This is a genomic window from Bacillus sp. FSL M8-0277, from assembly GCF_037975305.1.
In the GTDB taxonomy this organism is placed as follows: domain Bacteria; phylum Bacillota; class Bacilli; order Bacillales; family Bacillaceae; genus Bacillus; species Bacillus pumilus.
Window position 1 is genome coordinate 2,297,406 of the sequence record NZ_CP150255.1, and the last position, 17,722, is coordinate 2,315,127.

Annotated in this window: 18 protein-coding genes; all 18 read right to left on the reverse strand. The window is 41.1% G+C overall.

What is annotated here, in order from left to right:
- Positions 1-64: 64 nt before the first annotated feature.
- The gene (cccA, locus tag MKZ05_RS11565; RefSeq protein ID WP_034319511.1) at positions 65-424 is read right to left on the reverse strand and encodes a cytochrome c550; all 360 of its coding nucleotides are present in this window, start codon (positions 422-424) and stop codon (positions 65-67) included.
- 303 nt (positions 425-727) lie between these two features.
- Positions 728-1,849, reverse strand: coding sequence for an RNA polymerase sigma factor RpoD (gene rpoD, locus MKZ05_RS11570; protein WP_008342392.1), 1,122 nt, complete (start codon positions 1,847-1,849; stop codon positions 728-730).
- Positions 1,850-2,050: 201 nt separating this feature from the next.
- Positions 2,051-3,880, reverse strand: coding sequence for a DNA primase (dnaG, locus tag MKZ05_RS11575; protein WP_251190307.1), 1,830 nt, complete (start codon positions 3,878-3,880; stop codon positions 2,051-2,053).
- 33 nt (positions 3,881-3,913) lie between these two features.
- Positions 3,914-4,414, reverse strand: a complete 501-nt coding sequence (locus tag MKZ05_RS11580; RefSeq protein ID WP_003217513.1) for a YaiI/YqxD family protein — start codon at positions 4,412-4,414, stop codon at positions 3,914-3,916.
- A 261-nt stretch (positions 4,415-4,675) separates the two neighbouring features.
- Entirely contained in the window at positions 4,676-5,497 is an 822-nt protein-coding gene (locus tag MKZ05_RS11585; protein WP_008342399.1) for a pyruvate, water dikinase regulatory protein, read from the reverse strand.
- Between the two features lie 25 nt (positions 5,498-5,522).
- Positions 5,523-6,161, reverse strand: coding sequence for a helix-turn-helix transcriptional regulator (locus tag MKZ05_RS11590; RefSeq protein WP_034620854.1), 639 nt, complete (start codon positions 6,159-6,161; stop codon positions 5,523-5,525).
- Positions 6,162-6,327: 166 nt separating this feature from the next.
- A complete protein-coding gene (glyS, locus tag MKZ05_RS11595) occupies positions 6,328-8,373 on the reverse strand; it encodes a glycine--tRNA ligase subunit beta (RefSeq protein ID WP_137054962.1) in 2,046 nt (681 codons plus the stop codon).
- Positions 8,366-9,253: a glycine--tRNA ligase subunit alpha gene (gene glyQ / locus MKZ05_RS11600; RefSeq protein WP_003217487.1), complete on the reverse strand. Its 888-nt coding sequence runs from the start codon at positions 9,251-9,253 to the stop codon at positions 8,366-8,368. The genes glyS and glyQ overlap by 8 nt, the downstream gene beginning before the upstream one ends.
- Before the next feature lie 329 nt (positions 9,254-9,582).
- The gene (recO, locus tag MKZ05_RS11605; RefSeq protein WP_113387154.1) at positions 9,583-10,353 is read right to left on the reverse strand and encodes a DNA repair protein RecO; all 771 of its coding nucleotides are present in this window, start codon (positions 10,351-10,353) and stop codon (positions 9,583-9,585) included.
- 35 nt (positions 10,354-10,388) lie between these two features.
- The gene (locus MKZ05_RS11610) at positions 10,389-10,532 is read right to left on the reverse strand and encodes a YqzL family protein (RefSeq protein WP_003217288.1); all 144 of its coding nucleotides are present in this window, start codon (positions 10,530-10,532) and stop codon (positions 10,389-10,391) included.
- A gap of 148 nt (positions 10,533-10,680) precedes the next feature.
- Positions 10,681-11,586 (reverse strand): GTPase Era, encoded by a 906-nt coding sequence (era, locus tag MKZ05_RS11615; RefSeq protein ID WP_003217394.1) that lies wholly within the window; start codon positions 11,584-11,586, stop codon positions 10,681-10,683.
- A complete protein-coding gene (locus MKZ05_RS11620; protein WP_003217296.1) occupies positions 11,579-11,977 on the reverse strand; it encodes a cytidine deaminase in 399 nt (132 codons plus the stop codon). Before MKZ05_RS11620 ends, era begins: the two co-directional genes overlap by 8 nt.
- Before the next feature lie 113 nt (positions 11,978-12,090).
- Positions 12,091-12,477, reverse strand: coding sequence for a diacylglycerol kinase family protein (locus tag MKZ05_RS11625; protein WP_003217363.1), 387 nt, complete (start codon positions 12,475-12,477; stop codon positions 12,091-12,093).
- Positions 12,455-12,934, reverse strand: a complete 480-nt coding sequence (gene ybeY, locus MKZ05_RS11630) for an rRNA maturation RNase YbeY (RefSeq protein WP_012010615.1) — start codon at positions 12,932-12,934, stop codon at positions 12,455-12,457. Before ybeY ends, MKZ05_RS11625 begins: the two co-directional genes overlap by 23 nt.
- Positions 12,935-15,022: an HD family phosphohydrolase gene (locus MKZ05_RS11635; RefSeq protein ID WP_050943969.1), complete on the reverse strand. Its 2,088-nt coding sequence runs from the start codon at positions 15,020-15,022 to the stop codon at positions 12,935-12,937.
- 138 nt (positions 15,023-15,160) lie between these two features.
- Complete coding sequence (locus tag MKZ05_RS11640) at positions 15,161-16,120, reverse strand: PhoH family protein (RefSeq protein ID WP_003217430.1); 960 nt, start codon at positions 16,118-16,120, stop codon at positions 15,161-15,163.
- Positions 16,121-16,123: 3 nt separating this feature from the next.
- The gene (yqfD, locus tag MKZ05_RS11645; protein WP_050943743.1) at positions 16,124-17,314 is read right to left on the reverse strand and encodes a sporulation protein YqfD; all 1,191 of its coding nucleotides are present in this window, start codon (positions 17,312-17,314) and stop codon (positions 16,124-16,126) included.
- Positions 17,315-17,332: 18 nt separating this feature from the next.
- The gene (yqfC, locus tag MKZ05_RS11650) at positions 17,333-17,614 is read right to left on the reverse strand and encodes a sporulation protein YqfC (RefSeq protein WP_012010618.1); all 282 of its coding nucleotides are present in this window, start codon (positions 17,612-17,614) and stop codon (positions 17,333-17,335) included.
- Positions 17,615-17,722: the final 108 nt, after the last annotated feature.

Below are 17,722 nucleotides of genomic sequence, written 5' to 3' on the forward strand. Positions count from 1 at the left end.
CTTTTTAAAAGTCGTTTTCAAATGAAAAAAGCTCTTCTGATCAAAAAGAGCTTTTTGCGTAACATTATTTAATTTTGGATACCCATTCTGACATTTCATCGAGCTTTTCATTCGGGATTAGCCCGCCTGGCATCCCGTTGCCGCCTTCTTGAATTTTCTTCTTAATGTCTGCTACTTCAAGCTTGTCTCCAACACCTTTTAATGCAGGACCTGCACCGCCTTCATAGTTTTCCCCGTGACAACTCAGACAGTTTTGCTTATACAATTCTTCCGGCGTCGCATTCGCTGTTTCTTCTTGCTTTTGCTCCTCGCCTCCAGAGGCGATTTTTTCTTCATCTTTCAGCCCCTTCATTGATAAGAAAAAAGTGAGTCCAATACCTAAAATGGCAATCAATAAAAATGGTATAAGTGGATTCCGTTTCATTTCTTTCATCCTCCCCTTTGTGAAAACCCCTTTAAGACTATACAAACAATTCTAATTCTACTTTAATTTTACAAAAAGTAAACGAATTATGATACAAAACTTTGGTCAAGTTCACAGATTAGACAAAAATGATGCAAAGATGAGAAATGAAGCCTTCAGCACATTTTGATGTATTTTTTATACATCTTTTCTCTAAGAACGTTGCAAATTTATTATTTATTCAGTAAAATATAATCAGATTGAAAAAAGCGTTTTCATTTTTGATGAAGAAAGAACGGATCTCTTTCAAGATCCGTCCAGTTTCTACTCTAAGAAGTCTTTTAATCGTTTACTTCTGCTTGGGTGTCTTAATTTACGCAGAGCTTTCGCTTCAATTTGGCGGATACGCTCTCTTGTGACGCCGAACACCTTTCCAACCTCTTCTAACGTACGTGTTCTTCCGTCATCTAGTCCGAAACGTAGTCTCAGTACATTTTCTTCACGGTCCGTTAGCGTGTCTAGTACATCTTCAAGCTGCTCTTTTAACAATTCGTATGCAGCATGGTCAGATGGAGATGTCGCCTCTTGGTCTTCAATAAAATCACCAAGGTGCGAGTCATCTTCTTCACCAATAGGTGTTTCTAAAGATACTGGCTCTTGTGCAATTTTAAGAATTTCTCTAACCTTTTCTGGCGTTAAATCCATGTCTTCAGCAATTTCCTCTGGCGTTGGTTCTCTGCCTAGGTCTTGCAGAAGCTGTCTTTGAACACGGATCAATTTATTAATGGTTTCTACCATATGAACCGGGATCCTGATTGTTCTTGCCTGATCGGCAATCGCCCGCGTGATCGCCTGTCTAATCCACCAAGTCGCATATGTTGAGAATTTGTATCCTTTGCGGTAATCAAACTTCTCAACTGCCTTCATAAGACCCATGTTTCCTTCTTGAATCAAGTCAAGGAACAACATACCACGTCCGACGTAGCGTTTCGCGATGCTGACAACGAGACGAAGGTTTGCTTCCGCTAATCTTCTTTTTGATTCCTCATCGCCTTCTTCGATCTTTTGAGCATACGTAATTTCTTCTTTAGCAGATAACAAATTGACGCGTCCGATTTCTTTTAAGTACATACGAACAGGATCATTAATTTTGACACCTGGTGGTACGCTTAAATCATTTAGGTCAAATTCTTCTTCTGCTTTAGCCAGCTGCTGAACATTTGGGTCTTCTGTCTCTTCGTTTTCACTAATGAGCTCTACACCCTGTTCGCCTAAATATTCATAGTATTCATCCATTTGGTCTGATTCAATTTCAAAGCTAGACATACGCTCTGCAATTTCTTCGTATGTTAAAACGCCCCGTTTTTTACCCGTTTCAGTGAGCTTATCTCTCACCTGTTCAAAGGTTAATTCAGTTTCGGTTTCGTGGGCTTGTTTATCAGCCATTATGGATCCCTCCTTCCAAAGCTTGCAACGAATTCTAAAGTAACTTGCGATTTGCTTCCGCTCTGCTTTTCTCTCTTTATCAAACAGATGAGCAAATAGGAATAAAATAAAAAATGATGAAGGCAAGATGCTTGCGGTCTTATGCTCCTCCCGTAAAGGATTCATTGCCAGCCGTAAGTCTTGTCATAAATATTAGACGTATTACTTCAGCGAACGGTTCAACTGAACAATTTCTTTTGCAAGTGTTGCCGCTTTGAAGAAATCTTTTTGCCTCTCCGCTTCTGCACGTTCTAGTTCTTTTTCCTTTATCATTGACAAATTCCGATGATTCAACACTTTTTTTACATAATCACTTAATTCAGCTTCACTTAGTTCGTCTCCAACTTGAATCATGAATATATCCGTCAGAAGCTGATTGATGATATCATCTTCTATACGGTTCATTAGGTGCTGCGGCGTTGGTTCTTTGCCTTCTTCATACAAAGCATAAATGTACGTGGCCAGCGCCCTGTGAGAATCTATATTAAATTCAATCCCTACTCTGTCAAGTACTTTTCGGATCACGTCATCGCTTTTTAACATATGAGCAAGCAGCATTCGCTCTGCATTTTCATATGCTGGCCGCAGACGCTTTCTTCGTACCTGTGTTGACAGATGTGCACGCCGTTTTTCAAGCCCGCTTTCTTCCTGCGTGCTTTTGTCTTCTTGTCGCTGCTGTTTTTCAAACAGCTCCAGTTGTTCCTTTAATGAATCAAGTGAGATCGAGAACTCTCCAGCAAGCTGTTTCATGTAAATCTCTTGTTCCAAGGAACCGTTTAATCGGCTAATTTCTCGGAGTACCTGCTTCATATAAGTAAGCCGGTCTCCTTCATCAGATAAATTCTTTCCCCTACGGAAAAAGTTCATCTTAAAAGTCATTAATGTCACACTTGCATCTATGATGTCATTCCTAAATTTCTCGCCACCATATTTACGAATGTAATCATCTGGATCAAGTCCATCTGGTATCATGGCAACGCGAACTTTACATCCTCTTTTTCCAAGCAAATCTGATGCTTTCATGGTGGCTTCATAACCGGCCGTGTCAGAGTCATAGCAAAGAATGATCTCTTCTACGTTCCGTCTGAGAAGTTTTACGTGCTCTTCTGTTAGAGACGTACCCATTGTTGCAACACTTTCGCCGACACCTGATGTGACAGCTGAAATGACGTCAGCAAATCCTTCGAAAAGAACCGCCCGTTCGCGTTTTCGAATATGCATACGCGCGTCATGAAAGTGATAAAGCAGCTTACTTTTATGAAAAAGTGGCGTTTCAGGACTATTCATATACTTAGGCTGCTGATCACCAAGCGATCTTCCGGAAAAAGCGATGACTGTCCCGTGATGATCATGAATGGGAAACATCACACGATCCCTAAAGCGGTCAAAAAAGCCTGTTCCGTTTTCACGTTGAATCAAAAGACCGGCCTTCTCCATCATCGCAGGATCAAACCCTCGCTTTTCTAAAAACTTGGTCACGAAATCCCAAGAGTCAAGAGCATATCCGATCTCAAACTTGGCAATTGTTTCATCTGTAAAGCCTCTCGCCCGTAAATAATCGAGTGCATTTTGACCTTCCTTTGTATTTACCAGCAAATGGTGGTAAAATTTCTTAAGAAGCTCATGCGCTTCAATCATTTTATGATCTGCAGTGTCCTCTTGCTGTGAGGAACTGATCTGAGCATTTGCTACATGATCAGGCAAATCAATATGGTACTTATCAGCAACATGTGAAACGGCTTCAATAAATGAGTAGCCTTCCATTTGTCTGAGGAACGAAAATACATTACCTCCTGCACCACAGCCAAAACAATGGAAGATTTGCTTATCTGCTGAAACAGAGAATGAAGGAGTATTTTCACCATGGAATGGACAAAGACCGAAATAATTTCGACCTTGCTTTCTAAGCTGTACGTATTCTCCAATCACTTCGACAATGTCTGCGTTTTTTTGGATTTGCTCCAAAAGTTCATCTGGTATACGTTTGCTCATCCTAATAACACTCCGTCGTACATTATTCGCCTTTTAATTCAAAAATCCTTCATGATTCGACAGGATTTTTTGTAGTTGCGTAATAAATCGCTTTTTATCCTCTTCTAAAAGCTTTTTGGGACCTTTTCCATATACACCTTTTCTTCGCTGTTTACTGGAAACATGTCTGCGTTCCAAATCAAAATCAATTGTTTCGTTTGTATACATCCGTCCTCTTTCAGACAGTACAATGACCTGTCTTGGAAGCAGTAAGGAGGCAAGACCAATGTCTTGGGTGACGACAATATCATGCGCTGAAGCTGAGTTCGCAATGACTAAATCCGCTGCTTCCTTATGTGTATCTACAAACCGCCAATCTTCAAGTGGAGATCTTTTGGTTTGAAAATGCTCATATGAAGCAATGAACGTCACAGGTACTTGAAATTGAGATGCGACAGAAAGGATTTCATCTTTTACAGGACAAGCATCTGCATCGACATAAATCGTCCTCTCTTGTTTATGTTCATTCAGGTGACTAATTCTCCATCCCTCCACCTTATTCCTGCTTTAGAGAAGCAAAAAGACCATACTTTTCCCCCATATAGCAAACAACAGTAAAACTCATTTTGTCGAAAAGTTATGTTCAGAATCACTTGACTTCTGCCAATATTAGTTTATTCGTTCTTGACTTAACTTAAACCTAAAATCAATCATTTTATCACAATTTTTTATTATAATACAAATGCAGCAAATATGCCATTGTTTTTGTTTACCCGTTTCCCACCATAGGAAAAACCCAGGAGGAGCATCCTGAGTTTATTCGGAACCTCTTTTGGTCAGCATTTGATGAATGACATTTGCCGTTTCTTCAACTGCTTTATTCGATACATCAACAACTTGACAGTTAATGCGGTCCACCACTTTTTCAAAATACTCTAGCTCTTCTTTAATCCGTTCAATGTTCGCATAAATCGCGCGATCATTTAAACCTAGAGATTTCAAACGCTCTTTACGAATATGATTTAGTTTGTCTGGACTGATTTTCAGACCGATGCATTTCTTTGGATCAACTGAAAATAACTCCTCTGGCGGATCTACTTCAGGAACAATTGGAACGTTTGCTACCTTCAGCCGTTTATGCGCCAAGTATTGAGATAGTGGTGTCTTAGATGTGCGTGATACACCGATGAGCACAATATCAGCCTTTAGAATGCCTCTTGGGTCTCTGCCGTCATCATACTTCACTGCGAACTCAATGGCTTCAACCTTTTTAAAATAATCCTCATCTAATTGACGTACACGCCCCGGCTCATGTTTCGCTTCATTTCCATAAGCAGTCTCCATTTTATCGATCAGTGGTCCGATGATGTCATAATAAACGACTCCGTTTGCTTCTGCCTCTTCAATTAAGAATTGGCGCATTTCTGGCACAACAAGAGTAAAGCAGACGATTCCGTTATCTGCTTTCGCCAGTGAAATGACTTCTTTAATCGTACCGACATCCTCTACATACGGGATTCTTCTGATATTTGAATGGTCTGATGAGCCGCCATCAAATTGGCTAAGTGCCGCTTTGACTACGAGCTCTGCCGTTTCTCCTACTGAATCTGATACCACAAAAATTACGCGATTACTCATAACATCCCCTCGCAGTCTTCTGTAATTAGATTATTTCATTCTCCGATAAGTTAACAAGTATTTTCGTCATGTTTGTTTTCGTAATTCTGCCGACCACTTCAAAGCCTTTATCCGTATCTTTTATAACAGGAAGTGCGTCTATCTGCTTTTCAATCAAGTGCTTCGCCACACCCATAATGAAATCTTCCTTGCGACAAACGGTAATGTTCGGCATTCTTGTCATAATAATATGGACAGGAATAGATGGAAGCTCCTGTTTTCCAATACTTGCGCGAAGGAGGTCTTTCCTTGACAACACGCCTGTTAAAATAGAGTGATCGTCCACAACGAATAATGTGCCCACATCTTCTAAAAACATCGTACAAATCGCATCATAAACTGAAACATTCTCATGTATCACCACTGGAATGGATTGAAAATCTTTCACTTGAAGTTTTTTCAACTTATCTGCTAGAAGCTGCGTACCTGTTTTTCCTGTGAAAAAGTAGCCGACCCTTGGTCTTGCTTCTAAAAAGCCTGACATCGTTAATATGGCTAAATCCGGTCTGAGGGTCGCCCTAGTTAAGTTCAGCCGATCGGCGATATGCTCTCCAGTGATCGGACCATTCTCTTTGACAATCTGTAAAATCTGCTCTTGCCGTTTATTTAACTCGATTGTACTCACCACCTTTAAATAGAGAGAGCGAATCTTTACTTTATGTATATCATTTTCATAACTCATCATATTATAGCGCATCTTTGTCCGAATGAAACAAAAATCCACTCAAAAACCGTGAATTAAATGAGTAAAAAACGATTGCCCTTCAAAAAAGGCAACCGTTCTTAGGTATTTATTTTACTATTAAATTGTTCATATTCGCAAATGATTGAATGACTTTTGCTAGTTTAACCATTTGTGCCAAACGATTTCGCTTCAGCTTTTCATCATCTGCATGAACCATTGTGTGATCGAAATAATGAACAATCGGTGTTTTTAACGTATCAAGCGCCTCAAGTGCTGCGCTGTATTGCCCTGCTGCTACATGTTCATTGACAGCTGTCTCTACTTGCTGATACGCCTCATATAGCTTTTGCTCATGCTCATTTTCAAACAGCTCAGGCTGAATCTCTGCGTCTTCCCCTTTTTTACTGATTGAAATGACGCGTCCTAATGCTTCTGCTGTTTCTTTGAAGCTTTCTTGTTTCACGCTCTCTTCAAGAACAGCTGCTTTTTTCACGACTGCATAAGGTTCAATATTTTCAACATCCAGTACTGCATCGACAACATCATGACGGATATGCTCTGCTTGAAGGACATATTTTAAACGGTGTGTTAAAAATTCAATGAGAGCCGTTTCATGTGCTGCTTCTACTTGAGCAAGTGCCAAAAGCTCTTTGAATGAAATGTTCCAATGACGATCAAGCAGAATTTGAACGATACCGCTCGCTTGTCTTCTTAGTCCATAAGGATCTTGAGAGCCCGTTGGAATGACATCAATTGAGAAGAAGGAACAAATAGAATCCAGCTTATCGGCTACTGCCACAATCGCACCAATTAAAGTGGAAGGCGCCTCATCACCGGCAAAGCGCGGCATATAGTGCTCATTGATGCTCTTTGCCACTTCTTCATGTTCACCAAGTGCTTTTGCATATTTCTCGCCCATGATTCCTTGTAATTCTGGGAATTCATAGACCATTTGAGTCACAAGATCAAATTTCGAAATACTTGCGGCTCTTGCCACACGCTCTGTCGTTTCGTCATTTGCACCGACATGCGCTGCTAGACGCGTCGCAATGTCTGTCACTCTCTTGAGCTTGTCGCCAATTGTGCCAAGTTTCTCATGGAATACAACCTTATCAAGCTTTTTAATATTGTCTTCAATGACTAGTTTTTCGTCTTCTTTATAGAAGAAGGCAGCATCTGATAAACGGGCACGAAGTACTTTTTCGTTCCCTCTTGCGACATTTTCAAGCGCCTCACTGTTTCCATTTCTCACCGTAATAAAGTGAGGCAATAATTCACCTTGCTCATTTTTCACAGGGAAATAGCGCTGATGCTCTTTCATTGTCGTTACCAATACTTCTTCCGGCAATGCAAGGAATTCTTCTTCAAAGGAACCAGATAGTACCGTTGGGTATTCTACAAGATTGTTGACCTCTTCTAGAAGCTCAGGATCAACAGGTATCACCCAGCCTTTTTCTGAAGATAGAGCATTTAGCTGCTCGGTAATGGATTGTTTTCTTTTATCTGAATCTGCAATGACAAATTGATCGCGCAATGTTTGCTCATAAGAAGCAGGCGAGTCGATGGTGGCTGCCTTACCAAGGAAACGGTGTCCTCTTGTCTCGCGACCGCTCTTCACCCCAGCAATGTGAGCAGGTACAATCTCCTCTCCAAATAAACAAACAATCCATTTAATCGGACGGATGTAGCGTAAATCTTTGCTTCCCCATCTCATGTTCTTTGGAAAACTTAATGAAGCGGCGATCTCACCTAATGCTGGCAGAAGGTCTTTGACTTGCTTTCCTTCTTGAAACTTCTGGACATGGACATAATCTACTCCTTTGATCTCTTTAAAATAGAGATCATCTGTTGAAGCACCTTGTCCGCGGGCAAAGCCTTCCGCTGCTTTTGTCCAATTGCCTTCCGCATCTTGTGCGATCTTTTTAGCCGGACCTTTTGCTTCTTCTTTGATGTCTTCTTGTTTTTCTGCGACACCTTTCACAAGTACAGCAAGACGTCTTGGTGAGTTAAATAGAGCAACATCTTCAAATGAAATGTTTTGCTCTTCAAACCACACTTTTACTTTCTCGCCTAGCTGCTTTGTGCTTTCTGGCATGAAACGAGCCGGCATCTCTTCTAAGCCGATTTCGAGTAATACATCTTGTTTATTCATGAGAAGCCGCCTCCTCTTTTAGCATAGGGAATCCCAATTTTTCTCGTTCTTCATAATATGTTTTGGCTACTTTTCTTGCTAACTGGCGCACTCTTCCGATATAACCAGTTCGCTCAGTAACAGAAATTGCGCCCTTTGCATCGAGCAGGTTAAACGTATGAGAGCATTTGAGCACATAATCGTATGCCGGGTGAACAAGCCCTTTGTCCATTTGGCTATGCGCTTCTTTCTCATAGGTTGTAAATAAATCAAACAGCATATCAGTATTAGATGTTTCAAATGTATAAACAGAATGCTCATATTCAGCCATTAAGAATAAATCTCTCACCGTAAATCCGTCAGTCCATTCAAGATCGAAGACATTTTCTTTGTCTTGGATGTAGGAAGCAAGACGTTCAATACCGTATGTGATTTCAACGGAAACGGGCTTACATTCTAAGCCGCCGACTTGCTGGAAATACGTGAATTGGGTGATTTCCATCCCATCAAGCCATACTTCCCAACCAAGCCCTGCACAGCCAAGAGATGGGTTTTCCCAGTTGTCTTCTACAAAACGAATATCATGTTTCAGCGGGTCAATACCAAGCGCTTTCAAAGATTCAAGATACAGTTCTTGAATATTGTCAGGTGACGGCTTAATGATTACTTGGAATTGATGATGCTGATACAATCTATTTGGGTTTTCTCCATATCTGCCATCAGCCGGGCGTCTTGAAGGCTCTACATACGCTACCTTCCATGGCTCTGGACCAATGCTTCGCAGGAACGTGTATGGACTCATCGTTCCGGCACCTTTTTCTGTGTCATACGCCTGCATTAATACGCAGCCTTCATTTGACCAATGCTTTTGCAGCGTCAAAATCATGTCTTGAATATTCAATGATCGCACCTCCATCTTTTCTACACCATCCGCTATGTATGGCGGGTGGGTCTAGAACCCCGCAAAAGAACACAAAAACTCCCGTCTCTATGCTCGCAAGGCTCCTTGCAAACATAGGGACGAGAGTTTTTCCCGCGGTTCCACCCTATTTGCTGGTATCGTAGCATCCAGCCGCTTTGTTTTACGTTGCTCAAGAATGCCTTTCGTTACGCCTCCATCCTTAGCTCACACCGCCCTAAGGTCGCTTTTATGGATTTTGCGCAAGTACTTCTTTCTGTCAATGCAACATATTTTATCTTAGATGATCTTACAAAAAGTTATGGAAGATGTCAACTTTTGTTTTCCCCGCCCATGAGCTTTTTCATGGATTCCATCTGATTCATGAATTTTTTTGATTTCAAATAAAGGCCTGAATACTCTTCATAGTAGTGATCGAGCACTTGACGAATTTCTTGTTTCGTCTGCGGTTTCACATCAACCTGACCGAGCCTTGATAAATCAAAATAATGAAATAAACGGAGCAGCCTTGCAGCTGCTGGAGATAAGGGCATTTTATACGGATCTTTAGAAAAGCAATTTTGGCAAATAAAGCCGTTGTCTCTAATCGAGAAATGAAACTGCCCTTCTTTTTGACCACAGTGGACACATTGATCCAGTTCGGGCTTCATTCCCATCACTGATAACATTTTGACCTCTACGATAAATAAGATAATATCAGCATCTGTGCCTTCATTCAGATGACGCAAAGATTGAAGCAGGAGCTCAAACAAATAAGGGTTTGGCTTTTTTTCTTCTGTACCTTTATCGAGTAACTCTGTCATATATGCGGCATATGCGGTCAAAAATAAATCCTCCCGAATGGTTCGCATACTTTCAATCATTTCGCCTTGCTGGAGCGTTCCAAGTCCTGTTGATGATTGGATCAGGAAGGTTCCGTATAAAAACGGCTGGCTTATGGCTGACAGGCGGCTGTTTGATTTTTTTGCGCCTCTTGCCATCACACCAATTTTCCCATGTTCTCTAGTGAGCAGCGTGACAATTTTGTTTGTTTCGCCATAATCTGTTGTTCTAAGGACGATTCCTTCACTTTTAATGAGCATTTGTCTACACTCCGAGCATTGGAGGGGGTCAAGAATTATAAGATTGGAAAATCAAATCGTGCTATCTCTTCTTCAAGTACATCGGGTCTTTCCAGGTTCTCCTTTTCTAACTCTTTGAAAAGCAGATACGTGTCAACGCTTCCTGTTTGTGAAAATACGTTCCATGTAAAATTCAACATAAAAACCCCACCTTTCTTTATTAGAAGCAGCAACGCTACATCCAACATATTAATTATATCTTGACCAGGCTACCTCCATTTCATGATAAACAATTTTTACTAATCGAACCGCACCATTGTCAGATTTTATGACAACAGCAGCAATTTTTTAATATTCGTCGTCTCTAAATCCGAAGTCACGAAGGTGAGTGGATTTATTACGCCAGTCCTTCTGAACCTTTACCCAAAGCTCCAGATACACTTTTGAACCGAGAAGTGCTTCAATATCTCTGCGCGCTTTTTGTCCCACTTCTTTTAATAAGCTGCCTCGTTTCCCAATAACAATCCCTTTTTGTGAATCACGTTCTACGACAATGGTCGCCGCCACATGGATCTTGCCATTTTCATCTGGCTTAATGGATTCGATCGCCACTGCAATGCTGTGCGGGATCTCTTCTCTTGTTAAATGCAGCACTTTTTCACGAATTAATTCAGAAATAATAAACCGCTCTGGATGATCTGTTACTTGATCTGCTGGATAAAATTGCGGGCCCTCAGGAAGATAACCTTCAACCTGCTGAAGAAGCGTGTCAATGTTGTTTCCTTCAAGAGCTGAAATTGGCACAATTTCCTTAAATGGATAACGTGTGCGGTATTCATCAATTAAAAGGAACAGCTCATCTGGGTGAATTTGGTCGATTTTATTGACGACTAGGAATACCGGTGTAGATGTTTGCTTGAGTCGTTCAATGATGAATTCATCACCCTTGCCATAGCCTTCCTTTGCATTGATCATAAACAAGATCAGGTCGACTTCCTTCAGTGTATTTGTAGCTACTTTCATCATAAAATCACCAAGCTTATGCTTAGGTTTATGAATCCCTGGTGTATCGATAAAGATCGTTTGTGACGTGTTTGTTGTTAAGACACCTTGCACTTTGTTTCGTGTCGTTTGGGGCTTATCACTCATGATGGCGATCTTTTGTCCAATCACACGATTAAGAAAGGTTGATTTTCCTACATTTGGTCTTCCAATAATGGATACAAATCCTGATTTGAAGCTTTCGTTAGTCATTTAAATCCTCCGGTGAAAATGCGCCTGGCAATAGTTCGTTTACTGTTGTTTCGTATATTTGTCCTTTTAAGTTCGTTAGAATCACTGGCATGTCAGGTGCACATAGCTCTGAAATAACCTGTCTGCATGCGCCGCACGGCGAAACAGGCCGGTCTGTATCAGCCACTACCGCTAGCATTTGAAACGATGTGATGCCTTCTGAATAGGCTTTAAAAAGTGCTGTTCTTTCCGCACAATTACACATACCATATGCTGCATTTTCAATGTTGCAGCCGCCATACACTTTTCCATCGTTCGACAACAATGCTGCACCGACTTTGAATTTTGAATAGGGTACATATGCAAAATCTCTTGCTTTAACTGCTTCTGAAATCAACTCTTGTTTGTTCATTCCTAGTTCCCACTTTCAGAAGAAATGGACCCACTGTCACATTTATATTTTACATAATTCACGTGACATTTTCACGCCCATTTCTAAAAATGTTAATAAATAGTAATATTGTTCTATTGCATGATCTTCGGTAAGAAGATCATCAACCCAATCATAACCGAAATCGCGGCGTAAACGCAAACAGCGCCTGCTGCGGCGTCTTTCGCTTTCTCAGCAAGCGGGTGCCTCTCTTCTGTCATAAGGTCCACTGTATGTTCAATGGCTGTATTGACAAGTTCAAGGGCAAACATCCCCCCGCATAAAAGCAAAACGATCATCCATTCGAATGGTTCAATGTGAAACCAAAAGCCGCAGATCACCACGATGATGGCTGCGACTGTATGAAATCGAAAATTCCGTTCATTCAAGAAAGTTCGCCATATTCCTCTAAATGCATAATAAAAGCTCCGAAAAAAACGGGCAAGCGGCCTTCTTTTCTTACGAAGATCTTGAAAGGCCATAATCATCCAAGATCTTTGTCTGTTTGGCGAACATTTCTTTTTCATCTTCCTCTGTCATATGATCAAACCCGAGCAAATGCAGGAACCCATGAATGGTGAGAAATCCAAGCTCTCTCATAAAGGAATGTCCATATTCCTCTGCCTGCTCTTTCGTACGGTCCACACTAATGATGATGTCACCGAGTACAGGCGGAATATCATCAGCACCAATGATTTCAATTTCCCCTTCTCCTTCTTCTTCGAGTGCAAAGGAGATCACATCCGTTGGTGCGTCTTTTCCGCGGTATTCTTTATTAATTTGATGAATCTCTTCATTCGAAACGATCGTCACTGATACCTCCGCTTGATCTTTGACCTCAAGGGCATCAGCAGCGAACTGAAGAAGCTTTTCCACTTCTTCAAGCTGCTCTTTTGATACTTGTCCTGTTTCATCTATTAAATCGATTAACAATGTCATTTACTTCACCTTCTGCTTTGGGGCATCTGGATATTCAATCCGAGAATGGAAAATCCCCTTTAATGTTGTACAAATCGTTTGACTAATAATATTTAACTCTTTAAATGTCAGATCACATTCGCTAAATTGCCCATCCTGCATTTTATCGGAAATAATGCCTTTGACGAGCTTTTCGATCCGCTCTGGATTTGGATTATGCATCGATCGTACCGCCGCTTCCACGCTGTCCGCTACAGAAATAATCGCCGCTTCTTTTGATTGCGGTTTTGGCCCAGGATAACGGAATTCTTCTTCTGTCACCTGATCATCACGCTCTTTTGCCTTATAGTAAAAGAACTTTAACAGCGACTTCCCGTGATGCTGTTCGGCAATATCGACAAGCTCTTCAGGAAACTTCTTTTCTCTCAGCATATCAGCTCCATCTGTCGTATGGGCAATAATGATATTTTTACTTAGCTGAGGAGAAAGCTTGTCGTGCGGATTATCAATATTCATTTGGTTTTCGATAAAGTATTGCGGTCTTTTCGTTTTCCCAATGTCGTGATAATAAGCGCCGACCCTTGCTAAAAGACCGTTTGCTCCGACTGCTTCACATGCAGCATCCGCTAAATTTGCCACCATGACACTATGATGATATGTACCTGGTGTCTCTGTTAAAATCTTTTTAAGCAGCGGATGGTTTGGGTTTGATAGTTCAATCAGCTTCATTGTTGAAAGAATGCCGAACATACTCTCAAACACAGGCATTAGCCCAATGACTAAAATAGATGATGCAAACCCTGACACAATCGCCATCATAAGGTTCACACCGATTTCAAGTCCTGATGGTGAGGAGTTTTGAATCAGCGTAATGGATAGAACCACAAGGACATTCACCAAAGCGACCGAAAGCCCTGCCTGCAATATTTTTGAACGTGCATTATGCTTTCTCAAAAATAAAATGCCCGCCATCCCGCTCACAAGGTAATAAGCGCAGATCACATAGTTAAAGACGCCGGTTACTCCTTGATTAAACATCATACTGCCGCAAAGAGCAAATACAAGGCCAGAGAAGATCGCTAGTCGTTCATTGATAAGCAGCTTGATCAGCATCGTGCCAAGTGCCACTGGCACCACATAACCTATCGTCGTATACTTCGTTTCCTGGAAGAGACTGAATACTTCCATGATAACTAAAATAATGGTGAAAATGAGCGAGTAGAGAAGCAACGACTTATTCTTATGAACAAGCGATTTTTTCCTCGATTCAAGTGAATGAATAATCGCTGCTAAGAATAGACCAATCAAGATCATAAGACCGCTTACAGGTTTAATCAAATTGGAGCTATTTAAGAGCCCTGTCAGTTCTAATTTACGATACACCTCTCGGTCGATAAGTTCTCCTTCTTCGACTAAGATTTGCCCTTGCTTAATTTGAACCGGCTGAATATTATCAGCGGCTTCTTGCCTTTTCTTCTCTGTCGCCACTGGATCAAATACATAGTTTGGAATGATCGCAAATTCACCGATTTCTTTCGCCGCATTTAAGTATTTGGATGGAATTGAGTTATTTTCAAGCTCTGTTTTCACTTGTTTTTTCTCATCTTGTAATTTCGCTGCTGTGATTTCTTTACTCATCAGTGAATTCACCACTGTGATGATGGAATCCTTAGTAAAAGAGAGATTTTCGTCACTTGCCTGAAGCAGTGCTTTGATGGATTGGTCTGAAACAGCCTCCTGCATATCTGATGTGAGTTTTTCTTTGACACGCTTGACCATTTCTTTATCTGATGGCGGATTTTCTTTTTCATCAGCTGCTTTCTTCTCTTCTTTAATGGCTTCGAAAAGGGAGGAGATGAGGTCAACACGATTGTCAGAATACGCTTTTTTGAGTGTATATTGATCCTCTACTTGATCTGTTGCTTCTTGCTTCTTTTCTTCTGTCGCTTCTTGATCATCGACGGTTGATGGAGAATAGATGGTCTGTTCGCTCACTGAAAATAAATCTAAGTCGAGCGATTCAGGCTTTACATGGAAGAAGAGCACCACGAATAGAATGGCTGCTAAACCAGCGTATAGCAAAACATTTAAATAACGTGAGCGCTCCATTTTCTGAGGTTCTTTTTTAGACAGCAGTCTTTTGCGCTTACTGTCTTTCTGATTCTTTCTCAAGGAAAGTACCTCCTTTTTTACTTTAAACCACGATCGAAACAAAATGACCCGATGAAGACGATCGGGTCACTAAGGTCATTTTTGCTTTTCGTATGCTCCGATGATCTTTGCCACAAGCGGGTGTCTGACCACATCTGTCTGGTCTAGCTCAATAAATGAGATGCCCTTGATCTCTGCAAGCATGTCCTTTGCAGCTGCAAGGCCAGACTGCATGCCCTTCGGCAGGTCAATCTGTGTAATATCTCCTGTAATGACCATTTTAGAGCCAAACCCAAGTCTCGTCAAAAACATTTTCATTTGGGCAGGCGTTGTATTCTGCGCTTCATCTAAAATAACAAATGCATCATCGAGTGTCCGTCCTCTCATATAGGCAAGAGGCGCTATTTCAATCACACCGCGCTCGATTAAACGTTCCGTATGATCACTGCCAAGCACATCATGCAAGGCATCATATAGTGGTCTTAAATAAGGATCTACTTTTTCCTTTAGATCACCTGGTAAAAAGCCAAGACTTTCTCCTGCTTCAACAGCTGGTCTTGTCAGGATAATCCGTTTCACATGTCCATTTTTCAGTGCATGAACGGCGTTGACGACGGCCAAATAAGTCTTTCCTGTACCAGCTGGTCCAATTCCAAAGACCAGGTCATCTTTTTTCATCGCCGCAGCATATTCCCGCTGGCCAATGGTTTTTACCCTGATTGACTTTCCTTTTGCATTTTTCGTAATTTCATCTTCATACATATTTTCAAAATAATTGAGCTTGTCTTTTTGCGCCATTTTGATGGCATATACGACATCCCGTTCAGAAATCTCAATTCCTTTTCGGATGAGATGTAAGAGAGATGTCATCAGACGGCTCGCTGTTTCTCTTGATGCTTCCTGACCAGAAACATACACCTTTTCTCCGCGCGTAATAATGGAGACATTCAGCTCGTTTTCCATCAGTTTCAGATAAGCATCTTGATTTCCAAATAAAGCAATGGCTTCGTTTGGGCTATCTAATTTTTGTTGAATTTCAAGTAAATGTTCTGTCATTCTCTAGTCTCCCTGAACAATAGGTGTTGGTTGAACAATATCTTCTATTACTTGGTAAAGGATGATTAACTTAACTTTACCATTCCCTGTTGTCTCGTGCAAAACTTTTTCACTTTTCACCTCTCCTGTTTGACCTAGCTTCTCTTCTAATTCTTTTTTACCCATTTTAATCCCTGCTTGAACCGCTTCTTTATTTGTGTATGTCCGGTTTATTTTTTCGGTTTCGCGTGTCGTTTCTTTTTTATAGGAAAATGGGAGCTGGAAGTTTAAGAAATGGAGTGGGTGAACTTCAGTTTCTGTTTTTGGCTGCTTAAAATCATCCTTTTTAAAGGAAAAGCCCCAAAATGGCATTGAACCTCCAAATGCGGAGAGCTTGTGCTTTGTCTTCATTTTACCCGTAAAGACATCAAAAGATGTTCGAAGAGGGACAGAAACTTCAGAACGATACCACGTTTCACCATAAATTTTCGCTTTAGCACCAACCGTTTTTTGCTGGTCTTCGCTGCCGATGAGGCCAGAGACAAGCATTTGTCCTTTCTTCACATGTTCATCAACTGCGGCAAGCGGCTCCCCTTTTTCCACATACATTCTCGTGATGACCGCCTTCTTCTTGGCCACAATATGCTGAGGACTCGTATATTTCTCTTTTTCCGGCTCATTTTTTTCCACAACTTTCATTTGAAATGTTGTACCGTTTAGTTCAACGCCAACCCATGTAATGCTTTGAATATTGGCGGTCAGTGATTTTTGAATTTTTTCAGGTGTTCCCATTAGAAACTGAAAACGGCCTTTTTGCACACCAATCTCGTCTAAATGCTTTCTCATCTGATGTTCAGTTTCTGGATTGGCCCCTTTAATATCAATTTTCCACACCATGTTTGAAAGTGCCAATATTGTCACTAGAAAAAACACAATCCCAAGGGTAAACCCAATATTCTTCCTTGACCATAGGAGAAGGAACGGAAATCCTTTCTTTTGATGAAATGAACATGTTACCTCATGATGTCTTTGTACTTTTCTAAAGGCATGTACATCTGATAAGCGAATAAATAAGCGCACGCTGTCTTGACGGCGGCTTACTTGAAACATTGTGATCCCCTGTCTCGTGCACTCATTGATGAGCCGCTCAATGCCGTTTCCCTTGATTTCCACTTCCACTCTGCCAATAAAATAGGCGAACCATTTATTCTTCACACTTCTCCCCTCCGTCAGTTAAGAATCAATATAACGGACCTCATCGATTTTCCCTTCTAATAAGATCTCTTCTGGCAAAATCGTTTTAATCACAAAATCTTTCCCTGAAATAATGCATTGTCCTTGTTTGAGCATCAGCCTTACCTCTTGATCACTGAAAAGCAAAAGCCCTTTATGATTCTCTATGTAAATGTGGAGTCTGCCAACCATCGTAATACGGGGAAGATCCATCATGACGTCTGGAGGGATTTCAAGTGTTCTTGTCAGCCATGCTTTAAGTCGATTTTTTCTTTTTCCCATTCAATTAGAACCCCTTCCCGCCCCATGTGTATGAGATCAAACTGAAAGATGGTGAGACTGATGAGAAAGCCTCTATATCATCCTATTCCTCAGCGGTTCAGATCATGC

Excerpts from the sequence above, each read along its gene's own strand:
- MKZ05_RS11610 (WP_003217288.1), bottom strand. The coding sequence starts at position 10,532 with ATGTTGAATTTTACATGGAACGTATTTTCACAAACAGGAAGCGTTGAC.
- MKZ05_RS11640 (WP_003217430.1), bottom strand. The coding sequence starts at position 16,120 with ATGACAGAACATTTACTTGAAATTCAACAAAAATTAGATAGCCCAAAC.
- ybeY (WP_012010615.1), bottom strand. The coding sequence starts at position 12,934 with ATGACATTGTTAATCGATTTAATAGATGAAACAGGACAAGTATCAAAA.
- cccA (WP_034319511.1), bottom strand. The coding sequence starts at position 424 with ATGAAACGGAATCCACTTATACCATTTTTATTGATTGCCATTTTAGGT.
- glyS (WP_137054962.1), bottom strand. The coding sequence starts at position 8,373 with ATGAATAAACAAGATGTATTACTCGAAATCGGCTTAGAAGAGATGCCG.
- MKZ05_RS11620 (WP_003217296.1), bottom strand. The coding sequence starts at position 11,977 with ATGAACAAACAAGAGTTGATTTCAGAAGCAGTTAAAGCAAGAGATTTT.
- rpoD (WP_008342392.1), bottom strand. The coding sequence starts at position 1,849 with ATGGCTGATAAACAAGCCCACGAAACCGAAACTGAATTAACCTTTGAA.
- dnaG (WP_251190307.1), bottom strand. The coding sequence starts at position 3,880 with ATGAGCAAACGTATACCAGATGAACTTTTGGAGCAAATCCAAAAAAAC.
- yqfC (WP_012010618.1), bottom strand. The coding sequence starts at position 17,614 with ATGGGAAAAAGAAAAAATCGACTTAAAGCATGGCTGACAAGAACACTT.
- MKZ05_RS11625 (WP_003217363.1), bottom strand. The coding sequence starts at position 12,477 with ATGGCCTTTCAAGATCTTCGTAAGAAAAGAAGGCCGCTTGCCCGTTTT.
- MKZ05_RS11585 (WP_008342399.1), bottom strand. The coding sequence starts at position 5,497 with ATGAGTAATCGCGTAATTTTTGTGGTATCAGATTCAGTAGGAGAAACG.
- recO (WP_113387154.1), bottom strand. The coding sequence starts at position 10,353 with ATGCTCATTAAAAGTGAAGGAATCGTCCTTAGAACAACAGATTATGGC.
- MKZ05_RS11635 (WP_050943969.1), bottom strand. The coding sequence starts at position 15,022 with ATGGAGCGCTCACGTTATTTAAATGTTTTGCTATACGCTGGTTTAGCA.
- era (WP_003217394.1), bottom strand. The coding sequence starts at position 11,586 with ATGACTAACGAAAGCTTCAAATCAGGATTTGTATCCATTATTGGAAGA.